18 protein-coding genes are annotated in these 20450 nt (G+C 68.4%); 4 read left to right on the top strand and 14 right to left on the bottom strand.

Annotated features, from left to right (window positions below):
- Positions 1-3: 3 nt before the first annotated feature.
- The 8 genes from DY023_RS15365 to rsmA form a co-directional block, all read right to left on the bottom strand.
- The gene (locus DY023_RS15365; RefSeq protein WP_116243220.1) at positions 4-1851 is read right to left on the bottom strand and encodes an ABC-F family ATP-binding cassette domain-containing protein; all 1848 of its coding nucleotides are present in this window, start codon (positions 1849-1851) and stop codon (positions 4-6) included.
- 82 nt (positions 1852-1933) lie between these two features.
- Positions 1934-3052, bottom strand: a complete 1119-nt coding sequence (locus DY023_RS15360) for a substrate-binding domain-containing protein (RefSeq protein ID WP_116243219.1) — start codon at positions 3050-3052, stop codon at positions 1934-1936.
- Positions 3053-3099: 47 nt separating this feature from the next.
- Entirely contained in the window at positions 3100-4407 is a 1308-nt protein-coding gene (locus DY023_RS15355; protein ID WP_116243218.1) for an ABC transporter permease subunit, read from the bottom strand.
- Positions 4404-5954 carry a multiple monosaccharide ABC transporter ATP-binding protein gene (gene mmsA / locus DY023_RS15350; RefSeq protein WP_181905874.1) on the bottom strand — a complete coding sequence of 517 codons (1551 nt, stop codon included), beginning with the start codon at positions 5952-5954 and terminating at the stop codon, positions 4404-4406. The genes DY023_RS15355 and mmsA overlap by 4 nt, the downstream gene beginning before the upstream one ends.
- Positions 5955-6080: 126 nt before the next feature.
- Positions 6081-7088: a LacI family DNA-binding transcriptional regulator gene (locus tag DY023_RS15345; RefSeq protein ID WP_116243217.1), complete on the bottom strand. Its 1008-nt coding sequence runs from the start codon at positions 7086-7088 to the stop codon at positions 6081-6083.
- Positions 7089-7166: 78 nt separating this feature from the next.
- Positions 7167-8099: a 4-(cytidine 5'-diphospho)-2-C-methyl-D-erythritol kinase gene (locus tag DY023_RS15340; RefSeq protein WP_116243216.1), complete on the bottom strand. Its 933-nt coding sequence runs from the start codon at positions 8097-8099 to the stop codon at positions 7167-7169.
- 7 nt (positions 8100-8106) lie between these two features.
- Positions 8107-9171: an L-glyceraldehyde 3-phosphate reductase gene (mgrA, locus tag DY023_RS15335; RefSeq protein ID WP_116243215.1), complete on the bottom strand. Its 1065-nt coding sequence runs from the start codon at positions 9169-9171 to the stop codon at positions 8107-8109.
- 32 nt (positions 9172-9203) lie between these two features.
- Positions 9204-10046 (bottom strand): 16S rRNA (adenine(1518)-N(6)/adenine(1519)-N(6))-dimethyltransferase RsmA, encoded by an 843-nt coding sequence (gene rsmA / locus DY023_RS15330; RefSeq protein ID WP_116243214.1) that lies wholly within the window; start codon positions 10044-10046, stop codon positions 9204-9206.
- 35 nt (positions 10047-10081) lie between these two features.
- Between rsmA and DY023_RS15325 the strand changes: the two genes are divergently transcribed.
- On the top strand, positions 10082-11347 hold the full coding sequence (locus DY023_RS15325; RefSeq protein ID WP_181905872.1) for an MFS transporter: 1266 nt from the start codon (positions 10082-10084) through the stop codon (positions 11345-11347).
- On the opposite strand, the gene DY023_RS15320 is transcribed toward DY023_RS15325, so the two are convergent.
- On the bottom strand, positions 11344-11922 hold the full coding sequence (locus tag DY023_RS15320) for a GNAT family N-acetyltransferase (RefSeq protein ID WP_116243213.1): 579 nt from the start codon (positions 11920-11922) through the stop codon (positions 11344-11346). The genes DY023_RS15325 and DY023_RS15320 overlap by 4 nt on opposite strands.
- Before the next feature lie 63 nt (positions 11923-11985).
- On the opposite strand from DY023_RS15320, the gene DY023_RS15315 reads away from it, so the two are divergent.
- Positions 11986-13452, top strand: coding sequence for a sugar porter family MFS transporter (locus DY023_RS15315; RefSeq protein ID WP_116243212.1), 1467 nt, complete (start codon positions 11986-11988; stop codon positions 13450-13452).
- Here the strand turns inward: DY023_RS15315 and DY023_RS15310 are convergent.
- From DY023_RS15310 to rsmI, 5 genes are all read right to left on the bottom strand, one after another.
- The gene (locus DY023_RS15310; RefSeq protein ID WP_116243211.1) at positions 13441-14334 is read right to left on the bottom strand and encodes a TatD family hydrolase; all 894 of its coding nucleotides are present in this window, start codon (positions 14332-14334) and stop codon (positions 13441-13443) included. The two genes, DY023_RS15315 and DY023_RS15310, sit on opposite strands and share 12 nt — an antisense overlap.
- A 3-nt stretch (positions 14335-14337) precedes the next feature.
- A complete protein-coding gene (metG, locus tag DY023_RS15305) occupies positions 14338-15930 on the bottom strand; it encodes a methionine--tRNA ligase (RefSeq protein WP_116243210.1) in 1593 nt (530 codons plus the stop codon).
- Positions 15931-15990: 60 nt separating this feature from the next.
- The gene (locus tag DY023_RS15300) at positions 15991-16602 is read right to left on the bottom strand and encodes a class I SAM-dependent methyltransferase (protein ID WP_116243209.1); all 612 of its coding nucleotides are present in this window, start codon (positions 16600-16602) and stop codon (positions 15991-15993) included.
- A gap of 71 nt (positions 16603-16673) precedes the next feature.
- On the bottom strand, positions 16674-17309 hold the full coding sequence (locus tag DY023_RS15295; RefSeq protein WP_116243208.1) for a nucleoside/nucleotide kinase family protein: 636 nt from the start codon (positions 17307-17309) through the stop codon (positions 16674-16676).
- A complete protein-coding gene (gene rsmI, locus DY023_RS15290) occupies positions 17306-18127 on the bottom strand; it encodes a 16S rRNA (cytidine(1402)-2'-O)-methyltransferase (protein WP_116243207.1) in 822 nt (273 codons plus the stop codon). The genes DY023_RS15295 and rsmI overlap by 4 nt, the downstream gene beginning before the upstream one ends.
- Positions 18128-18417: 290 nt before the next feature.
- Here rsmI and DY023_RS15285 point away from each other — a divergent pair, with 290 nt between their 5' ends.
- Both DY023_RS15285 and DY023_RS15280 read left to right on the top strand, forming a co-directional pair.
- Positions 18418-19971 carry a dolichyl-phosphate-mannose--protein mannosyltransferase gene (locus DY023_RS15285; RefSeq protein WP_181905871.1) on the top strand — a complete coding sequence of 518 codons (1554 nt, stop codon included), beginning with the start codon at positions 18418-18420 and terminating at the stop codon, positions 19969-19971.
- A 29-nt stretch (positions 19972-20000) separates the two neighbouring features.
- Entirely contained in the window at positions 20001-20447 is a 447-nt protein-coding gene (locus tag DY023_RS15280) for a GNAT family N-acetyltransferase (RefSeq protein ID WP_116243206.1), read from the top strand.
- The last annotated feature ends 3 nt before the right edge of the window (positions 20448-20450 follow it).

Raw genomic sequence — 20450 nt, 5'->3', positions numbered from 1 at the left:
CACTCAGCCGAGCTGCTCGGTGAGCTCGAACCAGCGCAGCTCGAGCTCCTCGACCTCGTCCTGCTGGGCCTGGATGGCCTTCATCTTCTCGCCGAGACCGGCGTAGTCGGACTGGTCGTGATCGGCGAGGGCGTGCTTGGCCCTGTCGATGTCGCCGTTCAGCTTCTGCATCTTGCGCTCGAGCGCGGCGAGTTCCTTCTCGGCGGCGCGGCGGGCGGCGCCGTCGAGAGCGGAAGCCTGCGGCGCTGCACCCTGCCCCGCGGATCCTGAGTGAGCGGAGCGAGATGAAGGGCGGTCGACGACCGAGGCGGACTGCTCCAGTGCGCGCAGCCGCAGGTACTCGTCGACGCCGCCGGGTAGGTGACGCAGGTGCCGATCGAGGATGGCGTACTGCTGGTCGGTGACACGCTCGAGGAAGTACCGGTCGTGGCTGACGACCAGCAGCGTGCCCGGCCACGAGTCGAGGAGGTCCTCGATCGCGGCGAGCATGTCCGTGTCCATGTCGTTCGTGGGCTCGTCGAGGATCAGCACGTTGGGCTGGTCGAGCAGCACGAGCAGCAGCTGCAGCCGGCGCTGCTGGCCACCGGAGAGGTCCTTCACCGGGGTGGACAGCTGCGCCGAGGTGAACCCGAGGCGCTCCAGCAGCTGCCCGGGCGTGAGATCCTGCGCCTTCGAGCCGGTGCCGAACGTGTACGAGGTGCGAAGGCCGCTGATCACGGTGCGCACCGGATCGTTCCAGTGCTTGTCGAGCTCATCCAGGCGCTGCGTGAGCGTGCGCACCTGCACGGTCTTGCCGTGCTTCACCCGTCCGCTGGTCGGCTGCACGGCACCCGAGATCAGGCCGAGCAGCGTGGACTTGCCCGCGCCGTTCACACCGAGGATGCCGGTGCGCTCACCCGGTGCGATGCGCCATTCGACGTCCTTCAGCACGACCTTCTCCTGGGTCCCTGAGCCTGTCGAAGGGTAGGAGACCCCCGCATCCAGCAGGTCGACGACGTCCTTGCCCAGCCGCGAGACGGCGAGCGACTGCAGCGACACCGAATCACGGATCGGCGGCACATCGGCGATCAGCTCGTTGGCGGCATCGATGCGGAACTTCGGCTTGCTCGTGCGCGCGGGCGCGCCGCGACGCAGCCAGGCGAGCTCCTTGCGCGCCAGGTTCTGACGCTTCGCCTCGGATGCCGCGGCCATGCGGTCGCGCTCCACGCGCTGCAGGATGTAAGCGGCGTAGCCGCCCTCGAAGGGCTCGACGATGCGGTCGTGCACCTCCCAGGTGGCGTTGCAGACCTCATCGAGGAACCACCGGTCGTGGGTCACCACCAGCAGTGCGCCGGAGTTCTTCGCCCAGCGGTTCTTGAGGTGCCCGGCCAGCCAGGTGATGGCCTCGACGTCGAGGTGGTTCGTCGGCTCGTCGAGGAAGAGCACGTCCCAGTCCCCAGCCAGCAGCTTCGCGAGCGACACGCGGCGGCGCTGCCCGCCGCTGAGCGCGGCGACCGGGGTGTCCCAGCCGAGGTCGGCCACGAGTCCGGAGATCACGTCGCGGACGCGGGCGTCCCCCGCCCACTCGTGCTCCGGGGTGTCGCCGACCACTGCAGTGCCCACCGTGAGCGCGTCGTCGAGGGTGTCGGCCTGATCGAGGCGGCCGATCGTCGTTCCGCCGCGGACGGTCACCCGGCCGGCATCCGGCTCGCGGAGCCCTGCGAGCATGCCGAGCAGGCTCGACTTGCCGTCGCCGTTGCGACCCACGATGCCGATGCGGTCGCCCTCCTCCACGCCGAGCGTGACGGAGTCGAAGACGACGCGGGTGGGGTACTCGAGATGCAGGCCTTCGGCCCCGAGGAGATGTGCCATGTCCCTACAAGGGTAGTCGGCCGACATGCGAAAGCGGGCCGCCCGAGGACGGCCCGCTTCTGCGTGGTGAGTGGACTGCAGATCACTCGTAGGATTCGACGACCTTCTCCAGGCTCGGCACGTTCTTGTACGCCTCGGCGGCGTTGTCCTTCGTGACGATGACCGGGGGCAGCAGGTACGCCGGGACGACCTTCACGCCGTTGTCGTACTGCTCGGTGTCGTTGACGTCGACCTCCTCGCCCTTCTGCAGCTGGCCGACCATCTTGATGGCCTGCTGCACCAGCAGCGTGGTGTCCTTGTTGATCGTGGAGTACTGCACGCCCTCCATGATCGACTTCACCGATTCGACCTCGGAGTCCTGACCGGTGACCACCGGGACCGGCTTGCCTGCCTGCTGCACCGAGGTGATGATGGCGCGCGCCAGGGTGTCGTTCGGCGACAGCACGCCGTCGATGGTGGCGGAGCTGTAGGTCGAGGTGAGGATGGAGTCCATCCGGCGCTGGGCGTTCTCGGCCTTCCAGCCCTCGGTCGCCGTCTGCGCGATGTCGGTCTGGCCCGAGAGCACCTTGAGAGTGCCGTCATCGATCTTCGGCTGCAGCACCTTCATGGCGCCGTCGAAGAACACCTTCGAGTTGGCGTCGTCGGGCGACCCGGAGAACAGCTCGATGTTGTAGGGCGCCTCGTGACCCGCACGCTCCTCCAGCCCGTCGAGCAGTGCCTGGCCCTGCAGCTCGCCGACCTTGAAGTTGTCGAACGCCACGTAGTAGTCGACGGCCTCGGTGTTCTCGATCAGACGGTCGTACGCGATCACGTACGCGCCTGCCTCGCGAGCAGCTTCCACCTGCGTGGCGAGCTGCTTGCCGTCCTTCGCGCCGATGATGATGACCTTGGCGCCACCGGTGACCATCGCCTGGATCTGGTTCTGCTGCTCGGCGACGGTGTTGGTCGCGGGCGCGTACTGCACGTTCGCCTTGAACCCGGCGTCCTCGAGACCGCTCTTGAACAGATCACCGGCGAGCACCCAGTTCTCGCTGGTCTTGTCGGGCAGTGCGACGCCGATGGTGGCGTCCGCGGCGAATCCGGCCTTGTCGCCGCTGTCGGATCCGCCATCGGATCCACCGGTGCGCTCGGAGGAGCATCCGGTCAGCGCGAATGCGCCGACGGCGACGATCGCTGTCGCCGTGAGAATCAGCTTCTTCATGTGATCTCTTTCTCTGGTGTCGTGAACCCCGCGGTGCTCGGGGTCCCCTACTTTCCGCTCGCCGACCCGGCGGCGGATGACTGGAAGGGCTCCGGCTCCTTGCGGAAGAACTTGCGGGAGATGAGCCCGGTGATCGAGGGCCTGCCCTGCTGCTTGTTCAGCACGTCGATGCCGACGGCCACCACGAGCACCGCGCCCTTGATCATCGCGACGACGTCGGCGCCGGCGCCGAGAAGCGCCAGGCCGTTGTTCAGGAAGGCCATCACCAGGCCGCCGATGATCGACCCGATCACGGTGCCGATGCCGCCTGAGACGGCCGCGCCGCCGATGAAGACCGCGGCGATGGCGTCCAGCTCCCAGCCGTTGCCGTCCTGCGGACCGGAGGCGGTCGCCCTCGCGACGTAGAGCATGCCCGCCAGCGACGCCAGCACCGACATGTTCATCATGACGAAGAAGTCGACCCAGCGATCCTTCACGCCCGAGAGTCGTGCCGCCTGGCGGTTGCCGCCGACCGCGTAGATGTGGCGGCCGAACACGGTGTTGCGGGTGATGAACGAGTACAGGATGACCAGGGCCACCAGGATGACGCCCGAGATCGGGAAGCTCGTGCCCTCGCGTCCGGTGGCGAACAGCCATCCGGCGATGAGGATCACGGCGGACAGCAGCACGACCTTGGTCACGCTGACCCAGGCGGGCGCCATCTCCGATCCGGTCTGACGCTGCGCGCGCCGCATCCGGGCCTCGTGCACGACCAGCCAGGCGACGGCGATCAGCGCGAGCACCATCGTCAGCACGTTGAACGGCACGGGCACGGGCAGCTCGGGCAGGTACCCCGCGCCGATGAACGTGAACGGCCTGGGCACGGCGACGGTGGTCGACTGCCCGATGAACTGGTTCGCGCCGCGGAAGAACAGCATGCCGGCCAGGGTGACGATGAACGCGGGGACGCCGACGTACGCGACCCACGTGCCCTGCACCGCTCCGATGAAGACGCCGACGGCCAGACCGAGGACGATCGCCAGTCCCCAGTGCAGATTCCAGTCCGCCATGGCCTTGGCGACGATGATGCCGACCACGGCGGCGACCGAGCCGACCGACAGGTCGATGTGCCCCATGATGATGACCATCACCATGCCGATCGCCAGGATCAGGATGTACGAGTACTGGTTGACGACGTTGATCAGGTTCCCCGACGAGAGCGTGAGCCCTCCGGTGAGGATCTGGAACAGAACGATGATGACGAGCAGGCTGCCGAGGATGCCGAACTGGCGCATCTTCGACTGCCCCCCGCCGAACATCTTGCGGATGTCGCCGAAATGGAAGCCGGCCCGCTCTGTGGTGGTGTCGGTGCTCATGCCTGTGCTTTCTGGTTCGTGGAGGTCATGCTGCGCATGAGCGCCTCCGGAGTGGCCTGGTCGGAGGGGATGCAGTCCGTGACGCGCCCCTCGAAGACGGTGTAGATGCGATCGGTGATCCCGAGCAGCTCGGGCAGTTCGCTGGAGATGACGATCACGCCTTTGCCCGCGGACGCGAGTTCGTTGATGATCGAGTAGATCTCGTACTTCGCGCCGACGTCGATGCCTCGGGTCGGCTCGTCGAGGATCAGCAGATCGGGATCCGTGAACATCCACTTCGCCAGCACGACCTTCTGCTGGTTGCCGCCGGACAGTTTCGCGACGCCCTCCTCGACCGTCGGGGCCTTGATGCGCAGCGACTTCCGGTACTTCTCGGCGACCGCCATCTCGGCCCGCTCGTCGACGACGCCCCTGGTGGCGATCTTCGACAGCTTCGCCGCGACGATCGAGCGCTTGATGGTGTCGAGCAGGTTGAGCCCGAGCACCTTTCGGTCCTCGCTGACATAGGCGAGCCCGTGATCGATGGCCGCGGCGACATCCGGAAGCTCGACGATCTCACCGTCCTTCACGATGGTGCCGGACTCGTAGATGCCGTAGGACCGGCCGAAGATGCTCATCGCGAGCTCGGTGCGTCCCGCGCCCATGAGGCCGGCGATGCCGACCACCTCGCCGCGCCGCACCTCGATGTTCGAGCCCTTCGCGACCATGCGCTCGGACACCGTCGGGTGCCGCACCCACCAGTCCTTCACCTCGAAGAAGACCTCGCCGATGTCGGGGGTGCGGTCGGGGTAGCGGCTCTCCAGGGAGCGGCCGACCATCCCGCGGATGATGCGGTCCTCGTTGATCTCGCCCCTGGTGACGTCGAGGGTCTCGATCGTGCGCCCGTCGCGGATGATCGTGATCTCGTCGGCCACCCGCTCGATCTCGTTGAGCTTGTGGCTGATCATGATCGAGGTGATCCCCTTGGCCTTCAGCCCGAGGATCAGATCGAGCAGGTGCTGCGAGTCGTTCTCGTTGAGCGCGGCGGTCGGCTCGTCGAGGATGAGCAGCCGCACGTCCTTGTTGAGCGCCTTGGCGATCTCGATGAGCTGCTGCTTGCCGACGCCGAGGTGCTTGATCGCGATGTCGGGGTCCTCGTCGAGTCCGACCCGTGCCATCAGCTCGACGGCGCGCTGCTTCTGCGCGGTCCAGTCGATCCGTCCGCCGTGCTCGATCTCGTTGCCGAGGAAGATGTTCTCGGTGACGGACAGCTCGGGGATGAGTGCCAGCTCCTGGTGGATGATCGCGATCCCGGCCTGCTCGCTGGCGGGGATGTCCTTGAACCGCTGCTCCTGACCGTAGAGCAGGATGTCGCCGGTGTACGAGCCGTACGGGTAGACCCCCGACAGCACCTTCATCAGGGTCGACTTGCCTGCGCCGTTCTCGCCGCAGATCGCGTGGATCTCGCCGGGGCGGACGGTGATCGAGACGTCGGACAGAGCTTTGACTCCCGGGAACTCCTTGGTGATGCTGCGCATCTCCAGGATGGGGCCGGACACGGCCGGCATTGTTGCTGTGGTGCTCACGGATCTTCCTCGATACAGGGCGGTCACCCAATGTGACCGTTCACATTTGCAAGACTCATGGTGCAACGCGCTCCACGGAATGTCAAGCGCCGAGATTCCTCGTCGCCCTCAGCGGGCGATGGCCGACTCGCGTACGCGCAGCACGGACTCGAGCGGACCGAACTGCGGCGGCGCCTCTCCGCGGATCTCGGCCAGCAGCAGCTGCACGGCGCGACGGCCCAGAGCAGGGAAGTCCTGATGCACTGTCGTGAGCGTCGGGAACACGTGCGCGGCGACGGGGATGTCGTCGAAGCCGACGACGCTGACGTCCTCGGGGACCCGCAGCCCGGACGACCGGAACCCGTGCATGAGCCCGATCGCCATCAGGTCGTTCGCGGCGAAGACCGCGGTGAAATCCCGCCGCCGCGCGAGCTCCTCGCCCGCGAATCGTCCGAAGTCGGCGGTCCAGTCGCCACGGACGGGCGGGATCGTGGGCAGGTCCGCATCCAGCAGCGCCTCGAGGTATCCCCGCATCCGCGACTCCGCCTCGATCCAGTCCTGCGGACCAGCCAGATGCAGGATGTCGACATGACCGAGGCCGATCAGATGCTCGGTCACCCGGCGCGCACCCGCGACCTGGTCCGCGGCCAGACTCACCCCGTCGAAACCGGACGCCGTCTGCAGCGTCACGAACGGCACGGCCGAGTTCATGCCCCTCAGGACATGGAAGACCCGCACCTGCGGAGCCAGGACGATGATGCCGTCGACGTGCTCGCGCACCAGCTGCCGCACCGCCGCGCCGATCGCCTCGGGCGTCGTCGCCGGCAGGTTGAGCGTGGACACCGAGTATCCCTCCGCCCGAGCAGCCTCCTCGATGCCGGCGATCGAGGACGCCGGCCCGAATTCGCCTATCGTCGCGGAGAGGATCCCGAGGGTGTTCGACCGGCTGGTCACGAGCGCGCGCGCCGCGAGATTGGGACGGTAGTCGAGGACGGCGATCGCGTCCAGCACCTTCGCCTTCGTCTCCGGCCTGATGCTGTGGTGGTCGTTCAGCACCCGCGACACGGTCTGATGGGAGACGCCGGCCAGACGCGCCACATCGCGGATGCTCGGTGCGCGCGCACGATCGGCCGACATGGCTCGTCCTCCTCGATGTGCACGGTCACATGGACTGCTCCATTATGTCGCGCTCGCCGCGAGAGCGCACCTCCGGGATCAGGACATGATGCGGGCGCCCGGGACGGCGCCGTGCACGTGCAGGGCCTCCCGGCCGATCGCGAGCAGTTCATCCTGCACGGCGCGTGCCGCCTCGGGGCCCGCGCACAGGAAGGCGATCGTCGGGCCGGAGCCCGAGACGATGCCCGTCAGCGCGCCCGCACGCACGCCCTCGGCGAGGATGTGGTCGAGCTCGGGGCGCTCGGCCACGGCCGCCGCCTCCAGATCGTTGATCATGACGGGGGCGAGTGCGAGCGGGTCGCCGGCGCGAAGCGCCTGCAGCACCGCGACCGGCACGTCGAGAGAGAGCGGCGGATCATCGGCGAGCGACCCGACGCGGGCGCGCTGCTCGTCGAGCCGGGCGTAGATCGCGGGCGTCGACAGCCCCTCGTCGCTGGGCACCAGCACCCAGTCGAATCGGCCGGGCGCGAGCGCCGGCGTGAGCTGTTCACCGCGCCCCGTACCGACAGCGGTCCCGCCGTGCAGCGCGAACGGCACGTCGGCACCGAGACGGGATGCCAGGTCGTGCAGCGCGTGCGGTCCGAGCTCGGTGCCCCAGAGCGCATCGCAGGCGACCAGGGCGGCCGCGGCATCCGCCGATCCCCCGCCCATGCCGCCCGCGACCGGCACACTCTTGCGCAGGTGCAGCGCCACCCCCTCGGTCACACCGGCCGCCTGCGCGACGAGCTTCGCCGCGCGCATCGCGAGGTTGCGGTCGTCCAGCGGAACGGTCGACGGATCGACGTCGCCCGACACGGTCAATGAGAAGTCGGATGCCGGGGACGCGTAGACGTCCTCGTACAGCGAGACGGCCTGGAACACGGTCGCGAGGGCGTGATACCCGTCGTCACGGCGCGCACCGACGCCGAGGTAGATGTTGATCTTGCCCGGGGCCCGCACATGGACGGCATCCGAGCGTTCAGCGAAGCTCATCGGGTGCTCACAGGTCCGAGGATCCGGACCAGATGTTCACGTCGATGCGGCCGGCGACGGCGTCGATGCGGGCCAGCTCCTCGGCGCTGAACTCGGGCCCTCCGACCGCGGCCAGGTTCTCGTCGAGCTGCTGCGGGCGCGATGCGCCGACGAGCGCGGAGGCGACGACCGGGTCGCGCAGCGTCCACTGGATGGCCATCTGAGCGAGGGACTGTCCGCGCTGCTGAGCGACGTCGTTCAATTCCCTGAGCACTGCGAGGGACTCGGCCGGCAGCGGCTGGTCCGACAGCGAGCGGCGCTGCTGTGCGCGCTGCGCCGTGCCGTCGGCCAGGTACTTGTCCGTCAGCAGGCCCTGCGCGAGCGGTGTGAACGCGATCGCCCCCAGCCCCTCGCTGCGCAGCGTGTCGGTGAGGCCGTCCTCGATCCACCGGTTCAGCATCGAGTACGACGGCTGATGGATCACCAGGGGCGTGCCCAGCTCGTGCGCGACGGCCATCGCAGCCTCGGTGCGCTCGGCGGAGTACGACGAGATGCCCACGTAGAGGGCCTTGCCCTGGCGCACCAGCGTGTCCAGCGCGCCGACGGTCTCCTCCACGGGCGTGTCGGGGTCGACGCGGTGCGAGTAGAAGATGTCGACGTACTCCAGTCCCATCCGGGTCAGCGACTGCTCGGCGCTGGCGAGGATGTACTTGCGGCTGCCCAGGTACCCGTACGGACCCTGCCACATGTCCCAGCCCGCCTTCGACGAGATGATCAGCTCGTCGCGGTAGGGCTTGAGGTCCTCGGCGAGGATTCGGCCGAAGTTCTTCTCCGCCGACCCGGGCGGCGGGCCGTAGTTGTTCGCCAGGTCGAAGTGCGTGATGCCGCTGTCGAATGCATGCCGCAGCAGAGCGCGCTGGTTGTCTAGCGGGATGTTGTCGCCGAAGTTCCACCACAGCCCGAGTGAGATCGGTGGCAGGTACAGGCCGGAGGTGCCGACCTGGCGGTATCCGAGGCGGCCGTAGCGCCCGGCGTCGGCGGTGTACGGGCGGTGCACATCGGGAGTGCGGTCCAGCTGACGCGGTTCGCTCATCCCGCCAGATTACCGGCTCAGCGGTAGCGCACTCAGCCGGCGGCGAGCGCGACGCGGTGGTAGTCGTCGACCGCGAGATCCTCGCCGCGGGCGGTGGGGGCCACCCCGGCGGACTCCAGAATGGCGGATGCCGCGGCCGAGCTGCCGAACAGGCCGGAGAGCGCCTGGCGGAGCATCTTGCGGCGCTGGTTGAAAGCGGCGTCCACGATCTCGAAGGTACGGCGGCGCTCGTCTTCGGAGCCGCGCGGCTGCGCATCCCGCTCGAAACCGACCAGCAGGCTGTCGACGTTCGGGACCGGCCAGAACACCTGACGTGACACCGTGCCGCGCAGGTTCCAGGGGCCGTACCAGGCGGCCTTGACGCTGGGGGCCCCGTAGATCTTCGATCCGGGCTTCGCCGCGAGACGCTCCGCGACCTCGGCCTGCACCATCACCACGCCGCGTGCGATGCCGGGAAACGTCTCGAGGAAGTGCAGCAGCACCGGCACCGACACGTTGTACGGCAGATTCGCGACGAGCACCTGCGGATCGCCGGGCAGCTCGGTCACTCGCAGCGCATCCGCATCGACGACCGTGAGCGCGCCATCCGGCACGCCCTGCTCGCGCGCTGTCTCCGGCAGCCGCTCGGCGAGACGGTGGTCGATCTCCACGGCGGTGACGGATGCTCCGGTCTCGAGGATCGCGAGGGTCAGCGACCCCAGTCCGGGACCGATCTCCACGACCCGCTCCCCCGCCTGCACTCCGGCCGCGTGCACGATCTTGCGCACGGTGTTGGCGTCTACGACGAAGTTCTGGCCGAGCTTCTTGGTGGGGGTGACGTCGAGCTCTGCGGCGAGACGGCGGATGTCGGCGGCGCCGAGCAGGGAGACGGTCATGTGTTCATTCTCGCGTATACCCGTAGGATCATGCGGTGACCTCCCTCGGCGAACTGATCGCACCTCGCCGTCTGGGCAGAGACTTCCGCTGGCTGATGTCCGCCGCATGGACGAGCAACGTGGGCGACGGCATCGCCCTCGCCGCTGCTCCCCTGCTGATCGCATCCATGACGTCGTCGCCGATCCTGGTGGCGTCCGGCGCGATGCTGCAGTTCCTGCCCTGGCTTCTCTTCGGCCTCTACGCCGGTGCGATCGCCGATCGCGTGGAACGGCGGATGCTGGTCATGCTGTCCAACGGCATCCGGGCGGTGGTGGTGCTCGCGCTCGTGATCTTCCTGATCACCGGGACGGCGAATGTGTGGATCGTGCTCGCCGTCTCGTTCCTGTACGGCACGGCGGAGGTCTTCGCAGACACCACCAGCAGCACGCTGCTGCCGATGATGGTGAAGCCGGCCGACCTCGGAATCGGCAACGCCCGTCTGCAGGCCGGGTTCCTCGTGGCGAACCAGCTCGCCGGCCCTCCGCTCGGCGCCTTCCTCTTCGCGATCGGGTCGTTCTGGCCGTTCGTGCTGCAGGTGCTCTGCGTGTCGGTGGCGGTGCTGCTCGTCTCCCGCATCGCCAGGCAGCCCATCCCTGCCAGGGAGGGGACGGATGCGGGGAAGACGCACATCCGTCACGACATCGCGGAGGGCATCCGCTGGACCTGGCACAACAAGCCGGTGCGCACGCTCATCATCGTCATCCTGGTGTTCAACATCACCTGGGCAGCACCCTGGGGCGTGCTCGTCCTGTACGCGACCGAGCACCTCGGGATGGGACCGGTCGGCTACGGAGCGCTGACCACCGCCTCGGCTCTCGGCGGTCTGCTGGCGACCGGAAGCTTCGGGTGGCTCGAGCGGCACGTGTCTTTCGCGACGCTGATGCGGGTCTGCCTGACTCTCGAAGTGCTGATGCATCTCGCCATGGCGCTGACCACGACCGGGTGGGTGGCTCTGGTGATCCTGTTCGTGTTCGGCGCGTACGCCTTCGTCTGGGGCACGATCTCGACCACAGTGCGTCAGAGGCTCGTGCCGCACGAACTGCAGGGTCGGGTCGGCTCCGTGAACATGGTCGGCGTGTTCGGCGGCATGGTGCTGGGCCAGGCGCTCGGCGGCGTCATCGCGCAGTTCTGGGGCCTGACCGCTCCGTGGTGGTTCGCCTTCGCCGGAGCCGCGATCACGCTCCTGCTGATGTGGCGCTCGATCGGCCATGTCGCCGCCGCTCCCCCGGCGATCGGCGCGGAGACCGCGTCGGAGGACTAGACCAGCCGGGCGTCCAGCCCGTTGCGCACCGCCGGCCACTCGTGCGGCAGGATCGAGTACGCGGCGGTGTCACGCAGCGATCCGTCCGGCATGATCCGGTGATTGCGCAGGATGCCGTCGAGCCTGGCGCCGAGACGCTCGATCGCCGCCCGTGACTGGCGATTGTGGAAGTGCGTCATCAGCGAAACGGCGATCGCGTCGCAGGTGTCGAAGGCGTGCGCCAGCATGAGGCGCTTCATCGCCGGGTTCACCTCGGTGCCGTGCGCGGCGGTGCCGAGCCAGGTGTAGCCGATCTCCACGCGTCGGTTCGGCTGGTCGATGTTGCAGTACGTCGTCGTGCCGACGACCTCGCCGGTGGAGATGCGGCGCACGGCGAAGGGGTTCATCGTGCCCGTATCCCGCATACCGAGACGCCTGTCGATCTCGGCGGGAACGTCCTCTGGTGCGGGGATGGAGGTGTACCAGGCGTTCCTGATCGTCGCTGCGGCGCGTGCCAGGTCCTCGGCATGCTGGTGTCCGAGCGGCTCCAGCCGCACGAAGTCGTCCTGCAGGGTGATCTCGTCGAGGAAGCGCACCCGCCCAGATTAGTGGTCCGCGAATCGGTCGCTTGACCCTGGTGCGTGGGTATTGTGGCTCGCATGAGCGCCTCGGATGCAGTTCCCACCGGATCATTCACGCTGCGCGGCCCGTACGGGCGCCGTGCGATCGGGCTCTCCGTCGCGGCTGCCGTCGGCGGATTCCTGTTCGGCTTCGACTCCTCGGTGATCAACGGCGCCGTCGACTCGATCCAGCACGACTTCGCGCTGAACTCGGTCGTGACCGGCTTCGTCGTGGCGATCGCGCTTCTCGGCTGTGCGGCCGGCGCCGTCATCGCCGGCAACCTCGCCGACCGCTGGGGGCGCCTGCGGGTGATGTTCCTCGGCGCCATCATGTTCTTCGTCAGCTCGCTCGGCTCGGGCCTCGCCTTCGCCGTCTGGGACCTCGCACTCTGGCGGGTGATCGGCGGACTCGGCATCGGCATCGCCTCCGTGGTGGCACCGGCCTACATCGCCGAGATCGCACCCAAGCAGATCCGCGGAGGGCTCGCCTCCCTGCAGCAGCTGGCGATCACCTTCGGCATCTTCATCGCCCTGCTCTCCGACGCCCTGTTGGCGTGGTCGGCGGGCACCGCCGACAGCCCGCTCTGGTTCGGACTGGATGCCTGGCGGTGGATGTTCATCGTGGGCGTCATCCCCGCCGCCGTCTACGGCATCCTGTCATTCACCGTGCCGGAGTCGCCGAGGTATCTGATCGCCCAGGGGCGCTCCGACGAGGCCCGCGCGATCTTCGCCCGACTGGTGCCGCCGGTCGATCTCGACAAGACCATGAATGAGCTGACCACCGCGATCGAGACCGACCGACGCAACGCGGGGGTTTCGCTGCGAGGCAAGGCGCTCGGCCTGCAGCCGATCGTGTGGATCGGCATCATCCTGTCGACGTTCCAGCAGTTCGTCGGCATCAACGTCATCTTCTACTACTCCACGACGCTCTGGCAGTCCGTCGGATTCGCAGAGAGCGACTCCTTCGGCATCAGCGTGATCACCGGCATCGTCAACGTGCTCGTCACGCTCGTCGCGATCTTCCTGGTGGACCGGGTCGGCCGCAAGCCCATCCTGCTCACCGGCTCGGCGATCATGGCCGTCGCACTGGGCGCGATGGCGGTGTGCTTCGCGTTCTCGGTGACCGGCGCAGACGGCGCGGTCACTCTGCCCGCCCCGTGGGGCCCGATCGCACTGGTCGCGGCGAATCTGTTCGTGATCGGCTTCGGAGCATCGTGGGGTCCGGTGGTGTGGGTGCTGCTGGGCGAGATCTTCCCGAGCCGCATCCGCGGCAAGGCGCTCGGCGTCGCCGCGGGCGCGCAGTGGATCGCCAACTTCCTGATCACTGTCAGCTTCCCGGCGATGTCCGCGTGGTCGCTGCCGCTCACCTACGGCATGTACGCGCTGTTCGCCGCACTGTCGTTCGTGTTCGTGCTGTGGCGCATCCCCGAGACGAAGGGCATGGAACTCGAGCAGACCGAGACGCTCTTCTTCACTCCGAAGGACCCGGCGCCGTCAGTCGAATGAGCCGTATACGGCGAGCGTGTTCGCCGCGAGCTGCACACAGAGCTCGTCGAGGTCGACGCCGAGCTCCGCGGCCATGAAGCGCACGGTGATCGGCACGAGGTAGGGCGCGTTGGGGCGGCCGCGCAGCGGCACGGGAGTGAGGAACGGAGCATCCGTCTCGACGAGGATGCGGTCCAGCGGAGTCACGTGCAGGGCATCGCGCAGGTTCTGCGCGTTCTTGAACGTGACGTTGCCGGCGAAGGAGAGCCAGTACCCGGCCTCCGCCGCCACCCGCGCCATCGCGTCGTCTCCGGAGAAGCAGTGGAACACCGTCTTCTCCGGGGCGCCCACCCTGGCGAGAGTCTCGAGCACGTCGTCGTGGGCGTCTCGGTCGTGGATCTGCATCGCGATGCCGTGCTTCTTGGCCAATGCGATATGCGCCTCGAAGGACTCGTGCTGCGCAGGACGGCCCGGCTCATCGGTGCGGAAGTAGTCCAGCCCGGTCTCGCCGATCGCGCGGGTGCGCGGATGCGCGGCGAGCTCGTCGATCACCGCGATGGCCTCATCCAGGCGTCCTTCTGCCGCGTAGACGGGAGCGTCGTTGGGATGGATCGCGACGGCGGCCAGCAGCCGGGAATCCTGCTCAGCGGCGGCCACAGCCCAGCGCGACGACTCGATGTCGCCGGATGCCTGCACGACGCCGGCGATCCCGACGGCGGCCGCCCTGTCCAGCTGCTCGGTCAGGCTCAGCCCCTGGGTCCCTGAGCCTGTCGAAGGGCCGTCGGTGATCTCCAGGTGGGCATGGTTGTCGTACACCGGCACGGTGAGCGGCTCCGGCGCCGGCGGGTAGCGCAGATCCTTGCGCCCGTCGGACGAGCGCTCACGCACGTAGGTGTCGGCCATGTGTCAGGCGGTCTGCTCCACGCGGGGGAACAGCGGCGCGAGGGCGCTCACCTGCGTGCCCGGCTGCAGGACGCCCCAGGAGCCGGCCTCGCGGATCGGCTGCGCGGTGAGCGCACCGAGCGACTCTGCACCGAGCGCCTCCCAGAGCTTCTGGGTGGACTGCGGCATCACCGGCGACAGCAGCACCGCGAGCGCCCGCAGGCCGTCGGCGCAGGTGTACAGCACGGTCGCCAGGCGGTCGCGCTTCTCCTCGTCGCGGGCCAGCGCCCACGGCTCGTTCTCGGTGATGTAGCCGTTCAGCTCGTCGACGATCGTCCAGATCGCACGGATGCCCTCGTCGATGCGGAAGCTGGCGATCGCGGCATCCGCATTCTTCGCCGCATCCGCGACGACCTTCTGCACGGCGAGATCCTGCTCGGTGTACTCGGACGGCGTCGGCACGACGCCGTCGAAGTACTTCTCGATCATCGCGATCGTGCGGGATGCCAGGTTGCCGAACCCGTTCGCGAGCTCGGCCTGGTAACGGGCCGACAGGTCTTCCCAGGAGAACGAGCCATCCTGCCCGAAGGCGATCGCGGACAGGAAGTAGAAGCGGTACGCGTCCGAGCCGAACACGTCGGTGATCTCGGTCGGCGCGATGCCGGTGAGCTTGGACTTCGACATCTTCTCGCCCCCGACCAGCAGCCAGCCGTGCGCGAACACGCCCTTGGGCACGTCGAGGCCCGCGGCCATCAGCATGGCCGGCCAGATCACGGCGTGGAAGCGCAGGATGTCCTTGCCGACCACGTGGTAGCCGGGCCAGCGACGGTCGAACTCGGTCCCTGAGCCCGACGAAGGGTCATCGGCGCCGTAGCCGATCGCGGTGGCGTAGTTCAGCAGCGCGTCGACCCACACGTAGATGACGTGCGAGGAGTCCCACGGCAGCGGGATGCCCCAGTCGAAGGTCGACCGCGAGATCGACAGGTCCTTCAGTCCCTGGCTGACGAACGAGACGACCTCGTTGCGCGCCGAGTCGGGGCGCACGAAGTCGGGCTCGGTCTTGTACAGCTCGAGCAGGCGGTCCTGGAACTCGCTGAGCTTGAAGAAGTAGTTCTTCTCCTGCAGCAGCTCGAGGGGCTTGGAGTGGATCGCGCAGACCTTCAGGCCCTCGAACGGACCCGTGCCGTCGACGATTTCGGACTCGGGCTTGAACTCCTCACAGCCCACGCAGTACAGCGCCTCGTACTCGCCGGCATAGATGTAGCCCGCGTCGTAGAGCTTCTGGAAGAAGACCTGCACGTTGGTCTCGTGCCGCTCCTGCGTGGTGCGGATGAAGTCGTCGTTGGCGACATCCAGCGTCTTCAGCAGCGGGAACCAGCTCTCGGTGACGAGCTTGTCCACCCACTCCTGCGGCGTGACGTTGTTGGCCGCTGCAGCCCGCAGCATCTTCTGGCCGTGCTCGTCGGTGCCGGTGAGCATCCAGGTGTCATCGCCCGACTGGCGGTGCCAGCGCGCGAGAGTGTCCACGGCGACGGTCGTGTAGCCGTGGCCGATGTGCGGCACGTCGCTGGGGTAGTAGATCGGCGTGGTGATGTAGAACGATTCGCCTGCGGGCATGGGTTCGATTCTAGGCGGGATCGGGGTAGGTGTTTTCCGCGTGACCGGTGCGGATGCCGGTCAACGCCGGATGGCCGTCACCGACCCGTGCGGGCGGGTGCTGATCGCGCCCGGGGCGCGGTCACGGCGGTCGGACGCGGTGACGGTCAGACCCGCGGCATCCAGCAGAGCGGTCAGCGACGCAGCATCCCAGTAGTAGGCGGGCGCGACGGCATGCGCGAAGGGCAGGCGCGGCTCGCCGTCGAAGAAGCCGATCAGGATGCTGCCGCCGGGCGCCAGCACGCGGGCGAACTCCGCGAGGATCCCTGTCAGGTCCTCGGGCGGAGTGTGGATGAGCGAGTACCAGGCGAGGAGGCCGCCGAACGACGCATCCGCAAAAGGCAGCTCACGGAACGAGCCGACCTGGAACTCGATGCCGGGGTGACGCAGCCGCGCGGCCGCGATGAACTCCTCGGACAGGTCGATCCCCCGCACCTCGCGCCCGCCGTCGTGCAGGAACGCGGTCCAGAGTCCCGGTCCGCATCCGGCGTCCAGCAGCGGCCCGGACGTCCCGTCGCGCCAGCGCCCGATCAGCTCGATGTCGGGCGCTTCCATCTGCTCGAGCTCGCCGGCGAGCGCGATGTACTCCGCAGCCCTGGCGTCGTAGGCGGCGGTGATCTGCGAGTCGGTCACGCGGCGACTGTACCGGTAGCCGCCGACAGCACCGGGTATCGCACACGGAGCCGAGCGCGTCGCAGAGTCTTTCAGCGACGGGTCGACACCAGCACGGGACGCTCGAAGTCGCTGTTGTCTACGACGAAGTCGGCGCGCTCCCGCGGCTGCGCCGCCGCGAAGTACAACCGCTGTCCGCCGACGTATCGGCGCATGGACGGATGCTCGGGATCGGCGTGGCTGCCGTCGCGGACCGCCATGCGCGCTGCCGTCACAGAGAACGGGACGTCGAGGTGGATCGAGGCGTCCCAGCAGCCTGTGAGCTCGTCGCGCAGCAGGAACATCCCCTCGAGCAGCACGAGTGCGGACGGATCGGCGTGCAGCAGTTCGCCGACCATCGGCTCGTCGGTCGCCGAGTCGTAGGCGACCGGCCGGTACCAGCCGTCGCCTCCGCGCCCGAGCGGCTCCAGCACATCGCGACGCAGGGCGCCGTAGTCGTAGGTGTCCTCCCAGAAGCCGACCTCCGAATGCCGGCCGCGAGCGTGCCGGATGCGGGACGGATTCAGGAAGTCGTCGGCGTGGATGACGATGACGGGTCGCGAGATGCGCTCCGCCAGGTTCGCGGCGAAGCGTGTCTTCCCGCTGCCGTCGACACCGTCGATCGCGACGAGGCGGCCGGAACCCACGGCCCCCTCGACCGCTTCGGCGAGCTCGGCCCAGAAGGTCACGCCTTCCTCGCGGCGAGCGCCTGCTGGTACAGATCGCGAGAGCTGAGGCCGGTCGCCGCGGCGACCTCGGCGCAGGCGTCCTTCAGACGCACGCCGGATGCGACGAGTGCCTGCACCTGGGCGGCCGCATCCTCTGCGGAGATCTCCACCGGCGCAGCGCCCTCGACGACGACGACGATCTCGCCCTTGACGCCCTGCTCGGCCCACGCGACCAGCTCGGATGCCACGCCACGGCGCACCTCCTCGTAGAGCTTCGTCAGCTCGCGGCACACGGCGATGCGGCGATCGTCGCCGAAGGCCGCCCCCATCTCTGCGAGGGAGGCGGCCAGACGGGAGGGCGATTCGAAGAACACCATCGTGCGAGGCTCGGAGGCCAGCGCGGTGAGCGCCGAGCGCCGCTCCCCCGGCTTGCGAGGAAGGAACCCCTCGAACGTGAAGCGATCCGTGGGCAGGCCTGAGATCGCCAGTGCCATGAGCACCGCGCTCGGTCCGGGGATCGCGGTCACCGTGACGCCGGCCTCGACCGCCGCGGCGACCACGCCGTAGCCCGGGTCGCTGACGGCGGGCATCCCTGCGTCGCTGACGACGACGATGTCCTGCTCGGCGGCGAGTGCGACCAGCTCGGCCGCCTTGTGCTTCTCGTTGTGGTCGTGCAGCGCGATCAGCTTCGGCCGATTCGTGATCTGCAGCGCCTGCAGCAGCCGCTGCGTCGTGCGGGTGTCCTCCGCGGCGACGATCTCGGCGTTCTCGAGCACTTCGACGAGACGGCGCGACGCGTCTCCGAGGTTGCCGATCGGGGTCGCCGCAAGGATGATCATGCGACTCAGCTTAGGTCTGCGACGCACCGCTCGATCGCGCCGCGTGGTCGAAAACGCACCTGGTAGCGCGCCCGCAGCAGCGAAACCCACCACCCGGCCGAACCGCACCAGTCGGCAACAGCGACCGCCAGCGCCGCGCGGTCGAAAACGCACCGCCCAGCGCGCCCGCAGCGACGAAACCCACCACCCGACGGCGCGGCACCAGTCGGCAACAGCGACCCAGGCCGCCGACCACGCGACCCGGGCGGCCGACACATGTCCAGCCCATGCCTCCGCTCTAGGCTGTCAGGGTGACCGAGACCGCGCCGCTGCTCCCGCCCGTCGAGCGGCGGACGACCCGCTTCGAGGCACTGCGCGACCGCATCCTCGCAGCACGCAGGTGGGACCGGGTGATGCGGTGGCTGCCGCCGCTGTTGGTGACGCTGCTCGCCGCCGTTCTGCGACTGACGAACCTCGGGCATCCGCACGCGATCATGTTCGATGAGACGTATTACGTCAAGGACGCCTGGTCGCTGTGGGTGAACGGCTACGAGGCGACCTGGGGCGAAGGCGCGAACGAGGAGCTGCTGAACGGCGACACCGGCGCCCTCGGCTCCGAGGGCAGCTTCGTGGTGCATCCGCCGCTGGGCAAGTGGATCATCGCCCTCGGGATGGCGGCCTTCGGCCCCGGGTCGAGCGCCGGCTGGCGCATCTCCACGGCGATCCTCGGCACGCTGTCCGTGCTCGTCGTCTATCTGATCACGAGGGAGCTCACGCGCTCCCGCGTGATCGCGACCGTCGCCGGCTATCTGCTGGCCATCGATGGACTCAGCATCGTGCTGAGCCGGATCGCGCTGCTGGACGGCATCCTCACCTTCTTCGTCCTGCTGGGTTTCCTGTTCGTGCTCTACGACCGCCGGCGTGCGATCCCCTTCGTCGAGCGACGGGATCCTCTCGACGATGAGCCCGCACTGGGGCGACTGCTGTGGCGCCGCCCGTGGCTGATCGCGGCGGGAGTCGCACTGGGTGCGGCATCCGCGGTGAAGTGGTCGGGGTTGTACGTGCTCGCCGGGCTCGGCATCTACGTCGTCGTCACCGACGCGCTCGCGCGGCGGCGCGCCGGCGTCGTCTTCTGGCCGACGGATGCCGCATTCCGGCAGGGTCCGATCTCGTTCCTGCTGCTGGTGCCGACCGCGCTGCTGACCTATCAGATCTCGTGGAGCGGCTGGATGGCCACCTCGGGCGGATATGGACGCACGTCGGGCGGCAACCCTCTCGTCGAGCTGTGGAAGTACCACGAGTCCATGTACGGATTCCATGTGGAACTGCACGCCGCGCATCCCTACGCGAGCCCGGCCTGGCAGTGGCCGATGCTGCTGCGACCGACGGCGATCTGGGTCGGCAACGAGCAGGGCGGATGCGGCACCGACCACTGCATCGCGGTGATCTCGGCGGTGCCCAATCCGCTGATCTGGTTCGCGGGTATGGCGGCTGTGCTCTACCTGCTGTACCGGTTCGTGCGCGGGCTGATCGACCGCCGAACGGTCGGCCCCTCGTTCACGGTGCCGTTGATCGGGATCGCGGTGACCTACGTGCCGTGGCTGCTGTACCCCGAGCGCACGATCTTCCAGTTCTACACCGTGGTGATGGTGCCGTTCGTCGTGATCGCACTGGCCGTAGCACTGAGGTCGCTCGCCGGCGCTCCGGATGCACCGCTGGCGCGCCGTCAGGCCGGGCAGCGCACGGTGGTCGTGTTCCTGGTCATCGCGACGCTGGTGTCGGCGTTCTTCTACCCGGTGTGGACCGGCACGAGCGTGCCCTACGACTTCTGGCTCGTGCACAACTGGATGCCCGGGTGGATCTGAGCCGGGTCGGCGCCCGATAGCCTCGTCGGATGACGATGATCAGCCCCATCACGGCCGCAGACCACGACGAATGGCTCGCCCTCTGGACCGGATACCTGGCCTTCTACGAGGCGACGCTCGATGACGCGACCACGGCGGCGACGTTCGCGCGCCTGGTCGATCCGGCGTCCGGCATCCACGGCGTGCTGGCTCGCGATGACGACGGCAGGGCGATCGGCGTGGTGCACTGGCTGACGCATCCCGCCACCTGGACGGCGACCGACTACTGCTATCTCGAGGATCTGTTCGTCGCGCCCGATGCCCGCGGCGCAGGAGCCGGGCGACTGCTGATCGAGCACGTCCGCGACTGGGCCGAGCAGCACGGCTCGGCGAAGGTCTACTGGCTCACGGCCGAGTCGAACGCGACCGCGCGTGCGCTGTACGACCGCATCGCATCGCGCTCGGGGCTGATCCAGTACCAGATCAAGGCCGGCTGAGTC

The sequence above is a fragment of the Microbacterium bovistercoris genome (assembly GCF_003387575.1).
GTDB classification, from domain to species: domain Bacteria; phylum Actinomycetota; class Actinomycetes; order Actinomycetales; family Microbacteriaceae; genus Microbacterium; species Microbacterium bovistercoris.
This window is presented reverse-complemented; position numbering and strand designations above follow the sequence as displayed.

Coding starts and splice junctions, on each gene's coding strand:
- DY023_RS15365 (WP_116243220.1), bottom strand. CDS start 1,851: ATGGCACATCTCCTCGGGGCCGAAGGCCTGCATCTCGAGTACCCCACC.
- DY023_RS15360 (WP_116243219.1), bottom strand. CDS start 3,052: ATGAAGAAGCTGATTCTCACGGCGACAGCGATCGTCGCCGTCGGCGCA.
- DY023_RS15355 (WP_116243218.1), bottom strand. CDS start 4,407: ATGAGCACCGACACCACCACAGAGCGGGCCGGCTTCCATTTCGGCGAC.
- mmsA (WP_181905874.1), bottom strand. CDS start 5,954: ATGCCGGCCGTGTCCGGCCCCATCCTGGAGATGCGCAGCATCACCAAG.
- DY023_RS15345 (WP_116243217.1), bottom strand. CDS start 7,088: ATGTCGGCCGATCGTGCGCGCGCACCGAGCATCCGCGATGTGGCGCGT.
- DY023_RS15340 (WP_116243216.1), bottom strand. CDS start 8,099: ATGAGCTTCGCTGAACGCTCGGATGCCGTCCATGTGCGGGCCCCGGGC.
- mgrA (WP_116243215.1), bottom strand. CDS start 9,171: ATGAGCGAACCGCGTCAGCTGGACCGCACTCCCGATGTGCACCGCCCG.
- rsmA (WP_116243214.1), bottom strand. CDS start 10,046: ATGACCGTCTCCCTGCTCGGCGCCGCCGACATCCGCCGTCTCGCCGCA.
- DY023_RS15315 (WP_116243212.1), top strand. CDS start 11,986: ATGAGCGCCTCGGATGCAGTTCCCACCGGATCATTCACGCTGCGCGGC.
- DY023_RS15310 (WP_116243211.1), bottom strand. CDS start 14,334: ATGGCCGACACCTACGTGCGTGAGCGCTCGTCCGACGGGCGCAAGGAT.
- metG (WP_116243210.1), bottom strand. CDS start 15,930: ATGCCCGCAGGCGAATCGTTCTACATCACCACGCCGATCTACTACCCC.
- rsmI (WP_116243207.1), bottom strand. CDS start 18,127: ATGATCATCCTTGCGGCGACCCCGATCGGCAACCTCGGAGACGCGTCG.
- DY023_RS15280 (WP_116243206.1), top strand. CDS start 20,001: ATGACGATGATCAGCCCCATCACGGCCGCAGACCACGACGAATGGCTC.